Here is a 16,107-nt window from a genome sequence, read left to right as displayed (position 1 = left end):
TTTACTAGAAGGTAGTTCCTACCTACCTTCTAGTAACTAAATTATATCATTTTTGTGACTAATTATACAATGAAAAATAAAATATTAAAGCTTTTTCTAAATATTACAAAGTTATTAATAAAAATTATATTTTTAATATTAATTATATATATATTCATTAAAATAAATAAATAATAAAGGAGTTTTTAAAATGGATAATAAAAGAAAATTAAATATATCATTTGCAAAAGGTGGGGCAGGTTCAACATATACAAGGATAAGTCTACCTATTACGTGGGTTCGTGATATGGGATTAACTCAAGACGACAAGACTGTTGTAGTTGAATACGACGAGTATAATCAAACTATAACAATTAAAAAATATGATGAGTTTGCAGACAATGAACTTTAATTACTAAGGTAGTGGATTGTATAATCTACTACCTTTTTTAGTTGTTTTAACAGTTAGAACAACTCTCCTATAATATTTTTTACAATTCAACTTGCAATATTGTAGTTGTTGATGGTATAATAAACTTGTACCAAAATTTAACAGAAAGGAGGTACAATAATGTGGGTAAGCATAATAGACGTATCAACAAAGTTTTATTGTTAAAGAATGTTCTTATCATAACCTTTAACATAGTGAGTGTAATAAGCTCTCTAATAACTATCTATTGTTTTATTAATAAGTAAAACAATAAGCCTATACAGGAGGGTGCAACCTCTTGTATGGGTGATACGTCTACTATATATTATAACACATTTAAACAGGTTATGAAAAGAGATACGAGAACATGTATATTGTACGGTATTGGTTGTTTAATAGTTATTATTGCATTAATAATAAACATTAAACACTTGTTTTAGGAGGTGAATACTAAATGAAACTGGATTTATTAAAACAATATAGACTTGAAAGGGGACTAACACAACAACAATTATCTACTTATATTGATATGTCTTATAGAAGTTATTCAAGTAAGGAGAATGGACAAAGACCTTTTTACATTGGAGATTTAGAAAAGATATTTGACGTATTGAATTTAAGTGATGAGGAAATATTAAGTTTGTTAGATAGAAAAAATGTATAGTATAACACTCAATAGACTAGGTTGTAACATATCTAGTCTATTTTAATGTGTAAATATATTTCAGAAATATTTTACCGAGATTTTAGTCACGACTTTATTGACATATAATTCTTGACAAATTTGTCATTATTATGTATAATGTAATTAAGATAAGAATTAATCTTATCTATACAATTTAATATTAGGGAGGTGTGCCTAATGAAAGTAACCAAAGACAAAATAAAAGAGCTTATCGAGTTGTGTCACCAACTTGAAAAGCTCATAGTACAAGTGATTAAATCACTTGAAACAATATTTATTGCCTTAGTTTCTTTGTTTGGCTGGATTACTATACTAAACTACATACTAAAATAAACTTAGTAAAGTAATCTTACAATATATCCATAGTAATATTTTTATGGATATATTGTAACACACCTAATATCAAAAGTAAATGAGGTGATTATATGAATCAACACATTGAAACTACATTACAAATATTAAAGATACTCGGTTTATTATTCTTCTTATATTTTGCACTTAAAGCAATGTATATTGTTTATCTTTAATATCTTTATTGAGTTACTTATACATTAAGTAACTCCTTTTTGTTATAATACTAATGAGGTGATAACATGAAATTAGAAAAATTAATTGATATAAGAAAAGAAAAAAAATATTCTCAAGAGGATATCGCTAGAATGCTAGACATATCTTTAAGAAATTACCATAGAAAAGAAAAAGGAGAAAATCAATTTACAGTAAGCGAACTTGAGAAAATATGTAACTACTTAGATATAAACCCAAATGAACTACTTGATATATAGTAGTTCTTTTTTTATATAAGTTATCCACAGGAATCCATGTTATAATATTAAAACATAACTAAAATATACAGAAAAGAGGGTTAAGTATGGATACTGGTATAATCAATTTATTAGAAGAATTAAAAACTGATATTAAAGAAATTAAAACCTCACAAAATAAAATAAGTACAGATATTCTTAAATTAAAAAGTAATCAAGATAAAATAGTAAATCAAATTGACTTATTGAAAATTGTTCAAAGTACTAGTAATTCAGATGATAATATTAGTATGAAATCAGTTGAAACGGCTATATTAAAAATGGAGAGTAATACAAATAAATTCAATAATAAGTTATCTATTTTAGAAAGTATAATTATAAATAATTGGAAGGAACTTCTTGAACTTAAAGGATTTGAATAATAAGTAATCTTTTACTTGCACATTTTTACCTTAAGCAGTATAATATAATTAAGGTAGTAATTAACACTACCTTATACAATTTAATATTGGGGGTGTCTTAAATGATAACCAAAGACAAAATAAAAGAGCTAATCGAGTTGGTCGCACAACTTGAAAAGCTCATAGTTCAGATGATTAAATCGGCTGAACAAATAGTTTTTGCTTTAATCTCATTTATAGGCTTGTTATACATATTAATGAACATGATTAATAACTAATAACAAGATACAATATACTTATAAGTAGTATATTATGGGTATATTGTAACACACCCAATATTAAAATTACAAGAGGTGATTTAATGAAGCTTAATAAGTTAAAGGAGTTGAGAGAACAAAAAGGTTATACCCAACAAACATTAAGTACTAAAATGGGTATGAGTATAAGGGCATATGCTTATAAGGAAAATGGGCATAGAGATTTTTCAGTTGAAGAACTAGAACAAATATTATATTACTTAGATATAGAAGCAAATGAATTATTAGAACCACATAGAAAAATAGACTAGTTTATAGCTAGTCTATTTTATTACAATAACATATTGTACAAGCCATTTAAATCCATTCTAAGCATGTTTCAATACATTCACTCTATGGTTTTCCCATACCTTTAGTTTTTAGAATCGAATATAAAAAATAAGCTAAAATATATAATTCTAATTTATAGTAATTTGTTTATTCTTACAATATTGTCAAATTTGACAAAATACTATTCTTAAAATATTATATAACATATAGAATGAAAAAGGAGTGAATAAAAATTGAAACTTGATAAATTAAAAGAACTTAGAGAACAAAAAGGGTATACACAATTAGAGTTTTCTCTTTTAATAGATATAAATTATAAAACATATAATAGAAAAGAACAAGGTAAAACCGATTTTACTGTAACTGAATTGGAGAAAATATACAAAATTTTAGATGTAAACCCATTGGAATTACTTGATTAATCGATTAATTCCATTATTTTTCAAAAATAAATCTCAAAAATGACTTGTCAAAAATGAGATGATATTATATAATTAAATCATAGCAAAGGAGAACAAGAAAACACTGAACCACCTCTCATAGAAGTAACAGGCTAAGTCTTCTTAAAACTCTAGCTATAAATAATATTAAATAAGTAAATTAATAAAGGTTTCCAATTAAAGCATATAAAAATTTGAAGTATCAATTAAATTACTTCTATAATGGCACTCAATACACTTTAATATGACATAGCAGTTGTAAAGTACTGCGTTATAAAAAGTACTAAAGATTAAGCATTAAAATTATAGTTTGTACTGCTTAACACCTATATGGTCATAAACTATCTAATATTTACTAAGATAATTTAAGGTCTTTATCTTAGATTATTTTAGTAAGTGTTAGAATACAACACTTAAAATTATGTTATAATAATAGATAGGAGTGTGGTCGTGATGGATGAAAAGATATTAGAATTATTACAAGAAATGCAAGGTAGCATTACAGAAATGAAAAAAGATATAGATACTAGATTTAGTAGTATTGAAAACAGACTTGATACAATGCAAGATGATATTACAGAAATTAAATCAGATGTAAAAATTAATAGAAATACATTAGATGCAGTCATTAAACATACATCTAAATTAGTAGAAGATACAACAGATATAAAAAAGGATTTAAATAAAGTTGAAATAGTTACATCAAGTAATTGGACAGACATAGCGAAACTTAAGTCTGTAAGATAGGAGTGCGAACGTTATGGATGAAAAAATATTAGAATTATTACAGGAAATGCAAAGTAGATTTGACAGTATTGACAATCAACTTATTGACCTAAAAGAAGGACAAGAAGAAATTAAGAATAAACTAGACTTAACTTATAACCAAGTTGCTAGAAACATGGAAGGTATAACAGAAGCTAGTGAAAAAATAGACTCTCTAAAAAGTGACATAAACTTTGTAGAAATAGCCACATCTAAAAATTGGAATGAAATAGCTAAACTTAAGGCAATTAAATAGTAGTACATAAAAAGACATCTTAAAATTAAGGTGTCTTTTCTATTATGAAATATTATTTGTCAACTGGAGGTACGTAAATGAATCGTTGTGATAAGTTATCAATATTAAATCAATTAGAATACATAGAAAAAGACATTAATGCAAGAAATGAAATTATTGAGAAATTTAAAGACTTATTGGTTAAATATCCAAAGAGCAGAGATATAAGAAGATATATAAAACAACAAACTCAATTTTTAAATGGTATTATATATGTATATGATAATTTAGATATTCTAAAGAATATGGTAAATAATGAGATAAGGTGAGAACATTACTAGATATAATATCTAATGAATGTAAAAAGGAACTCTATATCTCGTAAGTATAGAATTCCTAAAAAATTAATTCATTGTGTGATTGAATGATTGAGAAAAGAATAATAGTATTTTTTTCTCAATTAAATATCATTACTAACAAATAAAGTTCAAAAGATAGTGTAAAAGATAATACTTTTTGTTAATATTATTAATATAAAATAAAGTAAAAAATGGAGATGAATATATTGATTGAAAATAAGTTTATAGAAAAATTAAAATATACTAAAAACATACCAAATGCTTTATATAAAGACTTAAGGCATAATTTTTTATTTCATTCAAATAAAATAGAAGGAAGTACGTTCACAAGTGAAAGTTTGCAAGATTTAATTGAGTACAACATTGTAAAAGGTGACCATACTTTAGATGATGTTATAACAACAGTAAATTCAAGTTATGTATTTGAAACTGTAATAGATACTTTAGGAGAATGTTTGACAGAAAAGTATATAAAAGATTTACATGGTCAACTTATGTATAACTCAAGTATCCATAATATGGGACTATCTGGTGTATATAAAAAAATACCAAATAGAATAATAGGAACTAATAGTGTATTAGCCCAACCATTTGAAGTAGAACCAAAGATGTTAGAACTTATTGAATGGTATAATAATTTAAAAGATATTACAGTAAAAGATTTAGTAGAATTTCATTATAGATTTGAAATCATTCATCCTTTTCAAGATGGTAATGGAAGAATAGGAAGATTTATATTACTTAAACAAATACTTGAGAATAATTTGAAATTAATTATAGTATCAAGTGATACTGTAGATGATTATAGACACGCTTTAAAAAGTTGTTCTAATGAATATTATAGACCTTTAGAACAATATTTTGAAAGTTTAGATGACTACAAAGAAAAAAATAAAGATTTGTGGAACTTTTAACCCATAATTAAACAAATGAATGGAAGTGAAAACTATGCTTTACAGAACGGAAGATTTAAATACTTTTGCAGGTATTGGAAGTTCTAAGGGTGTTTATTATAAATGGAAAAATTCAAATTATTATTATAAAATAGGGACTTTATTTTTTGGAGAATTTAGTTCATTAGAACCTATTACTGAATGTATATGTAGTGACATAGGAAGTTTATTAAATGTAAATAATATACAGTATGATTTAGTAAAAATTCATACAAAGGGAAATTCAGATTTTGAAGAACAAGATATACTGGTATGTAGAAGTTTAAATTTTTTAAATGACAATGAAGAACAATTTATAACTATGAGAAAACATTATAATAGAAAAGTGGATTATGATACAATTATAGATGATTTCCCAAACTTTAAAGAGTTTTTAAATCAAATGTTAATATTTGATTTCATTGTCAACAATATTGATAGACATTATAATAATTTTGGATATATAAAAAATATTAAAACGAATGAAATTAGATTTGCACCAATATTTGATAATGGATTGAGTTTATATTCTATGTTAGATATCGAGACATTAAAAACATTAAAAACTAAACCTTTTAATAAAAAAAAGTATGATAAAGCTAAACCATTTATGAATAAACATTATTCACAAATAAAATTGATAAAAGAACTTCCACAAATAAATTTAGATTTTAATGACTCAGATATAGAAAAAATATTATTAAAATATAAAGATGTTATTTCAAAAACTAGAATAGAAGTGATATTTGATTTAGTTAAGGAGAGATTACATTATGTTAGACAAATATACGCTAATGTTTAAAGATATTCCTATAGGTGATTTTATTTATGATGAAGGCAAAGATAAATTTAGTTTTAAATTGTATGATACAGTAGATAATATAAATTATTTGCCACCACTGTTATATGATTACACAGATTTGAGACTAGATTATCAGCCTAATGATAAAAATATAAGAGATTTTATAGGGGATAGAGTTATGCCAGAAGAGAGACACGGATTGAATAGTATCTTGGAAGGTCTTGGATTAGATTTCTATGACCCTTGGGAGATATGTAAAAAATGTCATGGTTGTTCACATGAAGACTATTGGTGGCTTAAAAAAGAAGGTGATAATTTTAATTGGAGAGAATATCATCAAATTAGTTAATAGTGATTAAAATAACCATTTTAAAAGGAGAAAAAATGTTTAAAACATTATTTTTTGCATTAGAAATTTGTGTAATTATAGGATTATCTATTTCAATATTTAAAGATTCACTAAAGTTTTTGAATATGTTTGATAATAAGAAAGAAAGTTTTATTGGTTGGCTTATTTTAGTTATATTTAGTTTAATTATCTCTTGTTTGATAGAAATAATATTGTAAAAAAATGATATAGTTTAAAAATATATGTAGATAAAAGATAGAATTAAAAGATTAACATAGTATGACAATCATAATCTCATATAGTATACTTAAGTTGAGGTGATTACATGACTTGGAATGATTTGAAAAATAATGATATAACATATATAGTCAAATATATTAATAATAAGTTAAATAATAGTAAGAGCTTGACTAAAGTTGCCATAGAGCTTGGTGTGTCTGAAAGTAGTATAAGAAAATATCTTACTAAAAGAGGTTATAAGCGTATAAATGATGAGTATATATTTATTGGTGACAATGGTATGACAAAGGTAGTAAATAATAAACCACAGAGTAATAATGATAATATATTTAATATGACAATAGAAGATGACAACAGTCACAACATAGTAATTGACAATCAATTTAAAAATAATATAATTTCTTTAGCAAAAGACTATGACAAGATACAAGATGTTTTGAATTGGTTTGATAAAAAAGATGATACAAATGTTATAGAAGTTATACAAGATGGAATTAAAATTGATTTACCATCTAAAGACGCTATAAGGACTACTGTTAGATTAAATAAAGACGCTTGGAATTTATTTGATGAGTTTTGTGAAAAATATAGAGAGTTTAATAAGTCTGATTTAATGAGTATGGCATTATTAGAATACATAAAAAAGTATGATAAATAAAAATGACAATAAAATTGTAGTTTTAATATAAATAACCTCAAAAGAATGAGGTTATTTTTTAATTTTTCATTCAAAGCAGAGAAGGTATTATGTTATACTGTATATATACTTAAAAAAAAGGACTGTTTGAATATATGAATTATAATTTAAAAAATGAAAATGTATTATCAGAATTACTCCAAGATGAAGCTGAAAAAACAAGAATTGGCGTTCTAAAGGTTTATAGAGTATTAATACTTTGGTTTGCTAAAGAAGGAAAGCTTATTGAGAAAAAAAATGATTATGTTGTTGAAATGTTAGATAGTGATAAAGACAAAATTGTAAAAGATATGAGTGAAAATAAAACATATAATGCTATAATGGCTATAATTTTTAAAGTTAATAAAATATTTAAAACTTTAAATTATGACATTCACTTTTCGAAACCTAAAAATTTAGTTGCTGAGTTTGACCTATCAAAATATCTTACACATAATGAAGTTATTTCTGTATGTAGTAAATTGACTAATGCACAAGATAAATTTATTATCTATGCAGCTTTTTGTGGGCTTATTGGTAAAGATGCTGAAGACATAAGGGGTATAAAAATAAAAGACATAGATTTAGAAAAAAGGTTAATAAAATTAAAGGATACAGAGTTTAAATTGGACAAACTCTTATCTGATTTTACAAAAGAAACATTAGAGCAGAAAGAATACAAACAATATCTAGAGCAAGATAGTAATGCGGCTGAATTTTATCTATTTAATTCTAATTCGGAATATCTGATTAAAACTAAGCCAGATGCCCGATATGGAAATGGATTAAAAGAGATAGGATATTCAACAATTCGTAAAAGATTACTTATTATAAATGATTATTTAGATAATAAAGTACAATTAAATTTCACTAATTTAAAAATTTCTGGTATTATGCATCAAATGCAAGTAAATGAAAAAAAATATACTCAATCTGGTTGTTGGACTAATAAAAGTTTGAAAGAATTTAAAGAAGATAACAGTTTAAATTTTAAGATACAAGAAGTGTTATCTATTTATAAGCAAAAATATGCTAAAAAGGAGTAAGCTATGAGTAAAGATGTGAAAGAGAATAACATAAATCTAAATAAAATAGATTTAATCATACATGCTATTTATGATACAGAGACATTTAAATTATTAACAAAAAAGTTTTTTGAAATCTTTAGGATACGAAATGATTTACCTACTGAAAAAGTAAAGCCTATTTTTGAAGATTTTGTATATTCTACAATTGCTGATAAGATTGATGAATTGGACACTCCTACCAAGGCTAAACGATTAAGAAAAAAACATAGTAAAAATGCATGGGACTTAAAAAAGAGATGGATGAGAATGACATTAGAATCTATGAATAAAACAGCAAATAAATTATTAAAAAAAGAATATGGAATTGTTAAGGGTGAATTTATAAAAACTGGTAGGATTATTACTGCCGCTGTAGATAGTCCTGAAGAATTACTTGAAATAAGACAAGATTTTCTTGAACAATGGTCTTCAAATTTATCTTATAAAATATCTGACTATATTTATCTTGAAGAACTAAGTGATAGTAAAATTAATTCAGCCTTTTCACATGATTTGATTCTATGTGTCACTAAAATCTTACAAGATGAATATGAATTTGATATTAACAAGATAATTATTAAAAGTCCATCACAATTAGCTCCTGGCATATTTATACCTCACACTAGAGGCAGAAAAATAAATCATTTAAATGTAGCAAGAAAAGATGAAAATTTATATCAATCACATCCATATGATGCTATAAACGACTCTGGTACACAGATAGATATGTTTTATGAATTTAATTTAGACCCTAATTCAAGTGATATTAAAAACATTGATGGATTAAAATTAGAACTTACTAATCAAACAACAGAAAAAAAAGCTATTAGTAAATTATTCTTGGATAAACAAGACTTAGATATAATTAGATTTGCTTATTCATATAGTTATTTAAATTCATATACCTTTTTCTTGTCAGATTTATTAAAGTATCTAGGATTAACAGATGCTAAAGCAAATTATCAGAAGGTAAGAGATAAATTAATGAAGTTACCATTTTATACTTTTTATACTGAAACATATGAGAAAGATGGTAGCTTAAAATCTCAAACAAGTTTCAACCTATTTTCAAGAATCCATATAGAAGAAATAAATGGAAGAAATGCTGTTCAAGTTACAAAAGCATTTGTTGAAGAAATTGAAAGAGTCTCAACTGAATTAATGTATAAAAATGAATTAAAAAAATTAAAACTACCACAGTCTATCAACTTAGCTTACTTACTTGAAGGTAGAAGAAGTTTTGAAATTAGTCAGGGAGTAAACATAGTAGATAAAAAATATACATTTGATATAGAACAACTAAAATGGTATGTACATTTAAATAATAAAAATAAACTAAAAGATAATATGAAATATATTGAAGATGGACTTAAAGAAATTATGGAAAATCAATTTATAATAAAAAAATATGATGTAGGATATGGATATTTTGATATTTGGTTCTATGAAGACGTTGAAAAAAGAAAATGTTTAATAAATAATACAGTTTTATCTTTACCATCTTATATAGTAGATTAAAAAATAATGGTCTGTACTCCGTAGTAATTAATCTTATGTATTTCTTATTAATCAAATTTAAAAATTTAAAAACATGAATAATGGTCTGTACTCCGTAGTAATTGTTTTTTGGTATTTTTCAAAAAACATGAATAATGGTCTGTACTCCGTAGTAATTCAAAAAACCACTAAAAAAGCTGTTTTTTGGTATGAGAATAATGTCGAAAAATTTTTTTTATTCTAAAATTCAGCTTTTACATCCCTTGAAATTGCTGCTCTCTAATATGAATAATGGTCTCAGCTCCGTAGTAATTTAGAAGTATTGAAATTACTATTCTCCAATATGAATAATGGTCTGCGCTCCGTAGTAATTCAAATAGACAAAAACTTTTAATTTGGTTAAGATAAGTTTATATAAATGTAAAATTTTTAGATTATTTTTATAATAATATATTTTTAATAATAATCCATAAAAAAATAATGGTCTCTACTCCGTAGTAATTAATCTTATATAAGGAGAGAATTATGAGTATTAAATATAAAGATAAAGAATTTGTGCTTGTAGAAAAAAAGAATGTAAATGAATTAGACAACTCTAATATAAAATATATTGACCTGAAGGACAAGCAGTACTATGTAGTTACACAAGGTAGAAGAAGTAAGAGATTTAATAATGAAGATGTGAGTGAAATAAAAAAAGACTTAAATAATGGTATGAGTTTAAGAAAATGTGCTGAGAAATGGAATTGTAGTACAAGAACCATACAAGATATAAAACAAAATAAGTACTAACGAGGTAACATTTACATTTTACCTCACTAATATTATAATATTCTTATACTATAAAGGAGTTGATTTCTATGAAATGGTCAGAGGTTAGAAACTTATATCCTAATTCATTTGTAAAATTAGAAATTTTGGAATCGCATATACAAAATGAAAAGGAGTATGTAGATGAAGTAGCTCTTATAAAAGTTATTCCTAACAATAAAGAGGCTTTAAAAGAATTCAACAGATGTAAAGATAAAGAAATTGTATATAACACCAAGAATAAAGAATTTGTAATAGATATCATAAAACATATTGGTATAAGAAGAGGTTTGTAGTATGAAAAATTTCAAATATAAAAATGGACTATTATATACAGATATAGAAATCTTAATTGAAAATAAAAGTATCCTTGTAAAAGATATGATCATTGATACTGGAGCATCTCATACTATAATATCATCTTCTTATTTAGAGGAATCAGATATTGGATTTAATGATGATGATACAATTGTAAAGGCTTCTGGTTATGGTGGGACTGTTCAATATTCAGTAAGGAAATTAGTTAATAAGGTTGCTTGTGGTGATATAACTCTTGAAAATATAAAATTAGATTTTGGAGAGATTGACCCAGAAGAAAAAGTAAATGGTTTATTAGGATTAGACTTTTTAATAAATGCTAATTTAATTATTGATTTGGTAGATAATTTATTAATACAAAAATAAAACATATTTATATAAGGGGTTATCACAATATGAGTATTAAATACAAAGATAAAGTAGTCTTTATTGTAGATAGTTCGAAAAAAGAGAAGCTAGATAAAGCTGGAATTGAATATGAGACTTTAGAAAATGAAAATTATTATGTAGTCCAGCAAGGTAGGAGAAACAAAAGATTTAATGATCAGCAGGTAAAAAAAATAAAAAATGATTTAGATAATGGATTGAGTATAAGAAAAGCAGAGCAAAAGTATAACTGCGGCAGAAATACTATCATGAAAATCAAAAAAAATGAGTACTAATGTTACACATTCTTACAACATGTAACCATATGTGTTATAATAATTTTATAGAAATATTACTAAGAAAGGAGGATTATAATATGCAAGAATTAAAACCAGTTGCTAGAATATCAAAATCAAAATTAAAAGATATCTTAGATGTTTTTAAAACTTCTATAAGAAAAGTAGAAAAAATAGACTATTCTGCTTGTAATTCTTGTGCAATAAAAAATAATCCTTCTTTTGATAGTAATAAATTAAATGACTTCTGCTCAAATTGTCCTAAATTAAACACTATATCAGAGTTTTCTTATGTTACAGAAAAAGAAACAGAAATCGGTACAATAGAGATTGTAACTAATGTAAATAAACATATTACTTTAAGTAAGAGCGCTATAAAGCAATATCTAGCATATCATTTTATAGTATCTAATAAAAACTATGTTAGAAAATCAATATCATTTCAAAACATAGCTGATATATGCAATATCTCTGTTGTTACAGCAAGACATAATCATAATGTATTATTACAAGTTGGATTAGTTTATTCTACAGAAATAAAAAGAGGTAAATTTGATATAGTCATAGATGAAGAGTACAAAAATCATCTTAAAAAAGAAGATGGTGGAAAAGGTTACTTAACTATGTCATTAGATACTTTAAATCACCTATTAAGTTTTGAAAATGTAAATGAGTTAAAACTTGAAATTAAAAAGTTAGTTTGGGCTGATGCTAAAGGAAGTAAATTAGGTAAGAGAATACGATTTAAAAAAGATAATCTTATCTCTATACTTCCAGAGTACATAAAGAAATCAAACAAGCGTATAGATACCTTTCTAAGAAGCACTAAAACTTTATTCGATATAAGTAATGATACAATAGATACAAAGCGTTATGAGACGAAAGAAAGCATCTCAGAGAAATATACAGAATCTGTAAGAATAAAAATATTAAAATTCTTTGATGATACAGGATGCTCCTTGAGTTCTAATTATAGTAAAGTATTATCTCAGATAAATTTAGATAGATATAATTTATTTGAAGAAGATTTAAGAAATAAATTAGAAATAGAAAAAGATATTATTATAAATGACTTAGTTGGATTAGCAGTACAATATGGAGTTAATAGAGTACTAGCAGCATTAGATTATATGTTTAATAAATATACAGTTGACGAAGAAGATACAAACTATAATGAGATACGTAATCCAGGAGCATTTATAAGAACATTGATTGTTCAGAGCATAAATAAGAATGGAAGTTTAGCAATAGCAATTTAATATATGGAGTAGTTCAAAAAAATTGATTTTGACTACTCCTATTAGTGTTTGTATTCAAATAATAAAATACTTAAATAGAGCTATAAAGAGTGTAAAATCTCTATTAGCTCTATTTTTTTATGCTTATTTTAATTAAATTATATACACAATAGAAAATTTTTTATACATATTAATAACTTAATTTTCCAATAAGAATATATAATTATTCAATTTCTTAAGAAACTTATTCTAAAAAAACAACAATACATCAACAACATATTATTATTAAAATTTATATTTTATTGTACTAATTGCAATTACTATAATTAGTAGCTTATTATTATTTTCTAATTATTGATTTAAATTTCTGTTTTAATTGTTATTATTAATTTCTGTTTTAATCAATGAACAGTATCTATTTAACTAATTATAAAAATATAATAACAACTTTACTCTTCTAAATTTTCTTGCTCATTTATCAATTTATTTTTTAAGGATATAACAATAACTTAAAAGTTATATTTGAATGACAATTTATAAGTAAAGAATTAACAAAATTATATTAATATAAAAATTAGCTCTACAGACATAAAATGATAAAAAAAGTATTTATAATACAACAAATTACAATAATTACCAAAACTCAGATATCAAAAATATATAATATTTATTAAATATATATTTTGAGGAGTGATTATTATGGTAATAATTATTTGTGAAAATGATGATATGCAAAGAGATATCATTCATGACTTTATTAAGATTTTTTTAAAGAAAATAAAAATAAAACAATATGAAGTTTTATTATTTAAAAATGTAGAAGAGCTTTTAGAAAAAGATCCTAAAAAAGTAGATTTAGTTTTAATGGATCTAAACTTAGAAGATAAAAATGAATTTGAAATATTAAAAGAAATTAGAAAAAGAAATAAAAATGTTAAGATTATATTTACTACTGAATCTAATGAAGATGTTGTTAAAGAATATGAAATAAATGCATTTAGATACCTAATAAAACCAATATACTACAAAAATTTTGAAAAAATAATGATTGATTTTGCTATTGATTGGAGAAAAAGAGAGGCTGTTATTTATATAAAAAAAAAGAAAAAAATCATAACAATAGAAGAAAGAGATATTTTATTTGCAGAGATTGTTAAAAGAAAATTAAAGGTTATAACAAAAACAGATGAATATATAATAAATGAAAAACTTGATATATTTGAAGAAAAGCTAAAAGAAGGGATTTTTTTTAGATGTCACAAAAGCTATCTTGTAAATTTGTTGCAAGTTAATAATTTGAACTATAATTTTGTATATTTAACAGAAAATAATATAAAAATTAAGGTAGCTCCTAGAAAAGCAAAAGAATTAAAATCTTATTTATCAAATATATTGAGAGATATAATTTGGTAAATAATTTGTTTAAAAGTATCGAATGTATGTTCTTGATGATTTATAGAGAAAGAGTTATAATATTATTATGTAGGAAAATAGGAAAAAAATTAATATTTTTGTATTTTTTGTTATCATTTGCGATTTTAGTATTGAACTTTTCTAAAAAAAATCTTATTATTTAATCAAGCAATCTACTTTAATAGAGTAGGTATTTATTAAAAAAATACATATATGAAATATTCATTTCAGATGCAGATAACTTCAATTTTACTAAATGCTGAGGGATTTTAGTTTCTTTAAGAACAAATGTTCCTGAAATGGGAATAGAGTGAGGAGATGATTGGGTAAAAAGTATTAACTTTATAATTATTTTATTTATTATATGGGGGGATTTAATGAAAAAGCAAGTTACAGAAGAAATACTTAAGATGCTCAAAAAAATGGATTTATCTTCTTTACTCATAATTAAAAGTTTTATATCTAAAATAAAATAGCCCTTCTAGGGCTATTTACTTAGTTTATTTATTATTTTTTGTACAACTTCTCTTTCATCATCTGTAAGTTCTGCAAATGTTAAAAAGACTTTTTTCAAGAATTCATCATTACTTGAAAATGTCTTACCCATCATTGCTGCTAATTCAATATCATCTATATTTTTAAATATTTTTCCATTTCCATTTCGTAACCAATCTTCATTTACATTAAAAACCTCACATATTTGGTAAATATGTCTTTCAGTGATATTTCTCTCTCCATTTTCAAGTTTTGATATTGACGCAGATGTTAATTTTAATTTATCACCAAATTCTTTTTGTGATAATCCTAATTCTTTTCTTAATTTTTTTAGATTATATATCATTGTGTTCAATATATCACCTCCATTAATTAAATTATACAATTCGATGTTGACAAAGTCAATATATTCAGTATATTAGGTAAACAAAGTATAAAACATATTGACATTGTATAGTATAAGATATACAATGTAATTATAACAAAGTAAATATAAAAATATACAAAGTCAAGAAAGAGGCGAGTTATGGTTGATGAAAAACATAAAGAATTAATAAAAATGTTGTCTTTATTTAAAAAATTGAAAAATATAAATCAAAGTTTGGTTTATAAATTATCTTTGGAAATTATATCAAATAGAAAAGATATAGAATGTCATAAGTATAATAAGATTAAGTGCCAGAATAAAAAGATTCATTAGTAAATGAAATGAATATATCAAAAATAGGAGAATCATATGATCAGAGAAATATTAAATAAAAAAGGAAGTCTTTTGAACTTATCAAGTGAATATCTCACAGAGCAAGATTATATTAAATTTCAAAAATGGTATATAAAAAAATACAAAAAAGAAAATGCTTATACAGCCTCTATAGATGAGTATTTAAATTATAAATATGATAAAGAGTTATTAAAATATGTATTAGATTTAAAATTTCAAGAAGCAGTAGAAGCCTTGTAAAT

27 protein-coding genes are annotated in these 16,107 nt (G+C 24.0%); 26 read left to right on the top strand and 1 reads right to left on the bottom strand.

Annotation, left to right across the window (positions count from 1 at the left end; translation table 11 throughout):
* The first annotated feature begins 190 nt into the window (after positions 1–190).
* From IC214_RS09670 to IC214_RS09555, 24 genes are all read left to right on the top strand, one after another.
* Positions 191–391 (top strand): AbrB/MazE/SpoVT family DNA-binding domain-containing protein, encoded by a 201-nt coding sequence (locus IC214_RS09670; protein WP_227866563.1) that lies wholly within the window; start codon positions 191–193, stop codon positions 389–391.
* 472 nt (positions 392–863) lie between these two features.
* Positions 864–1,073 (top strand): helix-turn-helix transcriptional regulator, encoded by a 210-nt coding sequence (locus IC214_RS09665; protein ID WP_022620716.1) that lies wholly within the window; start codon positions 864–866, stop codon positions 1,071–1,073.
* A 198-nt stretch (positions 1,074–1,271) separates the two neighbouring features.
* The gene (locus tag IC214_RS09660; RefSeq protein ID WP_219673427.1) at positions 1,272–1,427 is read left to right on the top strand and encodes a hypothetical protein; all 156 of its coding nucleotides are present in this window, start codon (positions 1,272–1,274) and stop codon (positions 1,425–1,427) included.
* A gap of 260 nt (positions 1,428–1,687) precedes the next feature.
* Positions 1,688–1,879: a helix-turn-helix domain-containing protein gene (locus IC214_RS09655; protein WP_219673426.1), complete on the top strand. Its 192-nt coding sequence runs from the start codon at positions 1,688–1,690 to the stop codon at positions 1,877–1,879.
* Between the two features lie 86 nt (positions 1,880–1,965).
* A complete protein-coding gene (locus tag IC214_RS09650; protein ID WP_227866562.1) occupies positions 1,966–2,280 on the top strand; it encodes a hypothetical protein in 315 nt (104 codons plus the stop codon).
* Positions 2,281–2,381: 101 nt separating this feature from the next.
* Positions 2,382–2,537, top strand: a complete 156-nt coding sequence (locus IC214_RS09645) for a hypothetical protein (protein ID WP_159067239.1) — start codon at positions 2,382–2,384, stop codon at positions 2,535–2,537.
* 83 nt (positions 2,538–2,620) lie between these two features.
* Positions 2,621–2,827, top strand: coding sequence for a helix-turn-helix domain-containing protein (locus IC214_RS09640; RefSeq protein ID WP_227866561.1), 207 nt, complete (start codon positions 2,621–2,623; stop codon positions 2,825–2,827).
* Between the two features lie 252 nt (positions 2,828–3,079).
* Positions 3,080–3,268, top strand: coding sequence for a helix-turn-helix domain-containing protein (locus IC214_RS09635; protein ID WP_227821682.1), 189 nt, complete (start codon positions 3,080–3,082; stop codon positions 3,266–3,268).
* Between the two features lie 471 nt (positions 3,269–3,739).
* Positions 3,740–4,033 carry a hypothetical protein gene (locus IC214_RS09630; RefSeq protein WP_227825347.1) on the top strand — a complete coding sequence of 98 codons (294 nt, stop codon included), beginning with the start codon at positions 3,740–3,742 and terminating at the stop codon, positions 4,031–4,033.
* Positions 4,034–4,046: 13 nt separating this feature from the next.
* Entirely contained in the window at positions 4,047–4,307 is a 261-nt protein-coding gene (locus IC214_RS09625; RefSeq protein WP_219673422.1) for a hypothetical protein, read from the top strand.
* 77 nt (positions 4,308–4,384) lie between these two features.
* Positions 4,385–4,615 carry a hypothetical protein gene (locus tag IC214_RS09620; protein ID WP_227825345.1) on the top strand — a complete coding sequence of 77 codons (231 nt, stop codon included), beginning with the start codon at positions 4,385–4,387 and terminating at the stop codon, positions 4,613–4,615.
* A gap of 236 nt (positions 4,616–4,851) precedes the next feature.
* The gene (locus IC214_RS09615) at positions 4,852–5,559 is read left to right on the top strand and encodes a Fic family protein (RefSeq protein WP_255613153.1); all 708 of its coding nucleotides are present in this window, start codon (positions 4,852–4,854) and stop codon (positions 5,557–5,559) included.
* 34 nt (positions 5,560–5,593) lie between these two features.
* Complete coding sequence (locus IC214_RS09610) at positions 5,594–6,379, top strand: hypothetical protein (RefSeq protein WP_227831935.1); 786 nt, start codon at positions 5,594–5,596, stop codon at positions 6,377–6,379.
* Positions 6,351–6,728, top strand: coding sequence for a hypothetical protein (locus IC214_RS09605; protein WP_227825343.1), 378 nt, complete (start codon positions 6,351–6,353; stop codon positions 6,726–6,728). Before IC214_RS09610 ends, IC214_RS09605 begins: the two co-directional genes overlap by 29 nt.
* Positions 6,729–6,763: 35 nt before the next feature.
* Positions 6,764–6,946 (top strand): hypothetical protein, encoded by a 183-nt coding sequence (locus tag IC214_RS09600; protein ID WP_167641044.1) that lies wholly within the window; start codon positions 6,764–6,766, stop codon positions 6,944–6,946.
* A 107-nt stretch (positions 6,947–7,053) separates the two neighbouring features.
* Entirely contained in the window at positions 7,054–7,626 is a 573-nt protein-coding gene (locus IC214_RS09595; RefSeq protein WP_227866560.1) for an integrase, read from the top strand.
* Positions 7,627–7,760: 134 nt separating this feature from the next.
* Positions 7,761–8,690, top strand: coding sequence for a hypothetical protein (locus IC214_RS09590; RefSeq protein WP_227866559.1), 930 nt, complete (start codon positions 7,761–7,763; stop codon positions 8,688–8,690).
* 3 nt (positions 8,691–8,693) lie between these two features.
* On the top strand, positions 8,694–10,229 hold the full coding sequence (locus tag IC214_RS09585) for a hypothetical protein (protein ID WP_227866558.1): 1,536 nt from the start codon (positions 8,694–8,696) through the stop codon (positions 10,227–10,229).
* Between the two features lie 504 nt (positions 10,230–10,733).
* Complete coding sequence (locus IC214_RS09580; RefSeq protein WP_227825339.1) at positions 10,734–11,000, top strand: helix-turn-helix domain containing protein; 267 nt, start codon at positions 10,734–10,736, stop codon at positions 10,998–11,000.
* 68 nt (positions 11,001–11,068) lie between these two features.
* Positions 11,069–11,314: a hypothetical protein gene (locus IC214_RS09575; RefSeq protein ID WP_021383056.1), complete on the top strand. Its 246-nt coding sequence runs from the start codon at positions 11,069–11,071 to the stop codon at positions 11,312–11,314.
* A 1-nt stretch (position 11,315) separates the two neighbouring features.
* Entirely contained in the window at positions 11,316–11,702 is a 387-nt protein-coding gene (locus IC214_RS09570) for a retropepsin-like aspartic protease (protein WP_021383052.1), read from the top strand.
* 29 nt (positions 11,703–11,731) lie between these two features.
* Positions 11,732–11,998 carry a helix-turn-helix domain containing protein gene (locus IC214_RS09565; RefSeq protein WP_227825338.1) on the top strand — a complete coding sequence of 89 codons (267 nt, stop codon included), beginning with the start codon at positions 11,732–11,734 and terminating at the stop codon, positions 11,996–11,998.
* An 80-nt stretch (positions 11,999–12,078) separates the two neighbouring features.
* Positions 12,079–13,257 (top strand): hypothetical protein, encoded by a 1,179-nt coding sequence (locus IC214_RS09560; RefSeq protein ID WP_227866557.1) that lies wholly within the window; start codon positions 12,079–12,081, stop codon positions 13,255–13,257.
* 678 nt (positions 13,258–13,935) lie between these two features.
* A complete protein-coding gene (locus IC214_RS09555) occupies positions 13,936–14,649 on the top strand; it encodes a LytR/AlgR family response regulator transcription factor (RefSeq protein WP_227866556.1) in 714 nt (237 codons plus the stop codon).
* A gap of 487 nt (positions 14,650–15,136) precedes the next feature.
* On the opposite strand, the gene IC214_RS09550 is transcribed toward IC214_RS09555, so the two are convergent.
* Positions 15,137–15,490 carry a helix-turn-helix domain-containing protein gene (locus IC214_RS09550; protein WP_044212557.1) on the bottom strand — a complete coding sequence of 118 codons (354 nt, stop codon included), beginning with the start codon at positions 15,488–15,490 and terminating at the stop codon, positions 15,137–15,139.
* Between the two features lie 180 nt (positions 15,491–15,670).
* On the opposite strand from IC214_RS09550, the gene IC214_RS09545 reads away from it, so the two are divergent.
* Together IC214_RS09545 and IC214_RS09540 are read left to right on the top strand one after the other, a co-directional pair.
* Positions 15,671–15,844: a hypothetical protein gene (locus IC214_RS09545; RefSeq protein ID WP_227825336.1), complete on the top strand. Its 174-nt coding sequence runs from the start codon at positions 15,671–15,673 to the stop codon at positions 15,842–15,844.
* Between the two features lie 36 nt (positions 15,845–15,880).
* Entirely contained in the window at positions 15,881–16,105 is a 225-nt protein-coding gene (locus IC214_RS09540; protein ID WP_021383150.1) for a hypothetical protein, read from the top strand.
* Positions 16,106–16,107 lie beyond the last annotated feature (2 nt).

This window comes from Clostridioides sp. ES-S-0190-01 (genome assembly GCF_020658275.1).
GTDB lineage: Bacteria > Bacillota > Clostridia > Peptostreptococcales > Peptostreptococcaceae > Clostridioides.
The sequence above is the reverse complement of the archived record's forward strand: the minus strand, read 5'-3'. Positions and strand labels throughout refer to the sequence as shown.

Excerpts from the sequence above, each read along its gene's own strand:
- IC214_RS09670 (WP_227866563.1), top strand. The coding sequence starts at position 191 with ATGGATAATAAAAGAAAATTAAATATATCATTTGCAAAAGGTGGGGCA.
- IC214_RS09665 (WP_022620716.1), top strand. The coding sequence starts at position 864 with ATGAAACTGGATTTATTAAAACAATATAGACTTGAAAGGGGACTAACA.
- IC214_RS09660 (WP_219673427.1), top strand. The coding sequence starts at position 1,272 with ATGAAAGTAACCAAAGACAAAATAAAAGAGCTTATCGAGTTGTGTCAC.
- IC214_RS09655 (WP_219673426.1), top strand. The coding sequence starts at position 1,688 with ATGAAATTAGAAAAATTAATTGATATAAGAAAAGAAAAAAAATATTCT.
- IC214_RS09650 (WP_227866562.1), top strand. The coding sequence starts at position 1,966 with ATGGATACTGGTATAATCAATTTATTAGAAGAATTAAAAACTGATATT.
- IC214_RS09645 (WP_159067239.1), top strand. The coding sequence starts at position 2,382 with ATGATAACCAAAGACAAAATAAAAGAGCTAATCGAGTTGGTCGCACAA.
- IC214_RS09640 (WP_227866561.1), top strand. The coding sequence starts at position 2,621 with ATGAAGCTTAATAAGTTAAAGGAGTTGAGAGAACAAAAAGGTTATACC.
- IC214_RS09630 (WP_227825347.1), top strand. The coding sequence starts at position 3,740 with ATGGATGAAAAGATATTAGAATTATTACAAGAAATGCAAGGTAGCATT.
- IC214_RS09625 (WP_219673422.1), top strand. The coding sequence starts at position 4,047 with ATGGATGAAAAAATATTAGAATTATTACAGGAAATGCAAAGTAGATTT.
- IC214_RS09620 (WP_227825345.1), top strand. The coding sequence starts at position 4,385 with ATGAATCGTTGTGATAAGTTATCAATATTAAATCAATTAGAATACATA.
- IC214_RS09610 (WP_227831935.1), top strand. The coding sequence starts at position 5,594 with ATGCTTTACAGAACGGAAGATTTAAATACTTTTGCAGGTATTGGAAGT.
- IC214_RS09605 (WP_227825343.1), top strand. The coding sequence starts at position 6,351 with ATGTTAGACAAATATACGCTAATGTTTAAAGATATTCCTATAGGTGAT.
- IC214_RS09600 (WP_167641044.1), top strand. The coding sequence starts at position 6,764 with ATGTTTAAAACATTATTTTTTGCATTAGAAATTTGTGTAATTATAGGA.
- IC214_RS09595 (WP_227866560.1), top strand. The coding sequence starts at position 7,054 with ATGACTTGGAATGATTTGAAAAATAATGATATAACATATATAGTCAAA.
- IC214_RS09590 (WP_227866559.1), top strand. The coding sequence starts at position 7,761 with ATGAATTATAATTTAAAAAATGAAAATGTATTATCAGAATTACTCCAA.
- IC214_RS09585 (WP_227866558.1), top strand. The coding sequence starts at position 8,694 with ATGAGTAAAGATGTGAAAGAGAATAACATAAATCTAAATAAAATAGAT.
- IC214_RS09580 (WP_227825339.1), top strand. The coding sequence starts at position 10,734 with ATGAGTATTAAATATAAAGATAAAGAATTTGTGCTTGTAGAAAAAAAG.
- IC214_RS09575 (WP_021383056.1), top strand. The coding sequence starts at position 11,069 with ATGAAATGGTCAGAGGTTAGAAACTTATATCCTAATTCATTTGTAAAA.
- IC214_RS09570 (WP_021383052.1), top strand. The coding sequence starts at position 11,316 with ATGAAAAATTTCAAATATAAAAATGGACTATTATATACAGATATAGAA.
- IC214_RS09565 (WP_227825338.1), top strand. The coding sequence starts at position 11,732 with ATGAGTATTAAATACAAAGATAAAGTAGTCTTTATTGTAGATAGTTCG.
- IC214_RS09560 (WP_227866557.1), top strand. The coding sequence starts at position 12,079 with ATGCAAGAATTAAAACCAGTTGCTAGAATATCAAAATCAAAATTAAAA.
- IC214_RS09555 (WP_227866556.1), top strand. The coding sequence starts at position 13,936 with ATGGTAATAATTATTTGTGAAAATGATGATATGCAAAGAGATATCATT.
- IC214_RS09550 (WP_044212557.1), bottom strand. The coding sequence starts at position 15,490 with ATGATATATAATCTAAAAAAATTAAGAAAAGAATTAGGATTATCACAA.
- IC214_RS09545 (WP_227825336.1), top strand. The coding sequence starts at position 15,671 with ATGGTTGATGAAAAACATAAAGAATTAATAAAAATGTTGTCTTTATTT.
- IC214_RS09540 (WP_021383150.1), top strand. The coding sequence starts at position 15,881 with ATGATCAGAGAAATATTAAATAAAAAAGGAAGTCTTTTGAACTTATCA.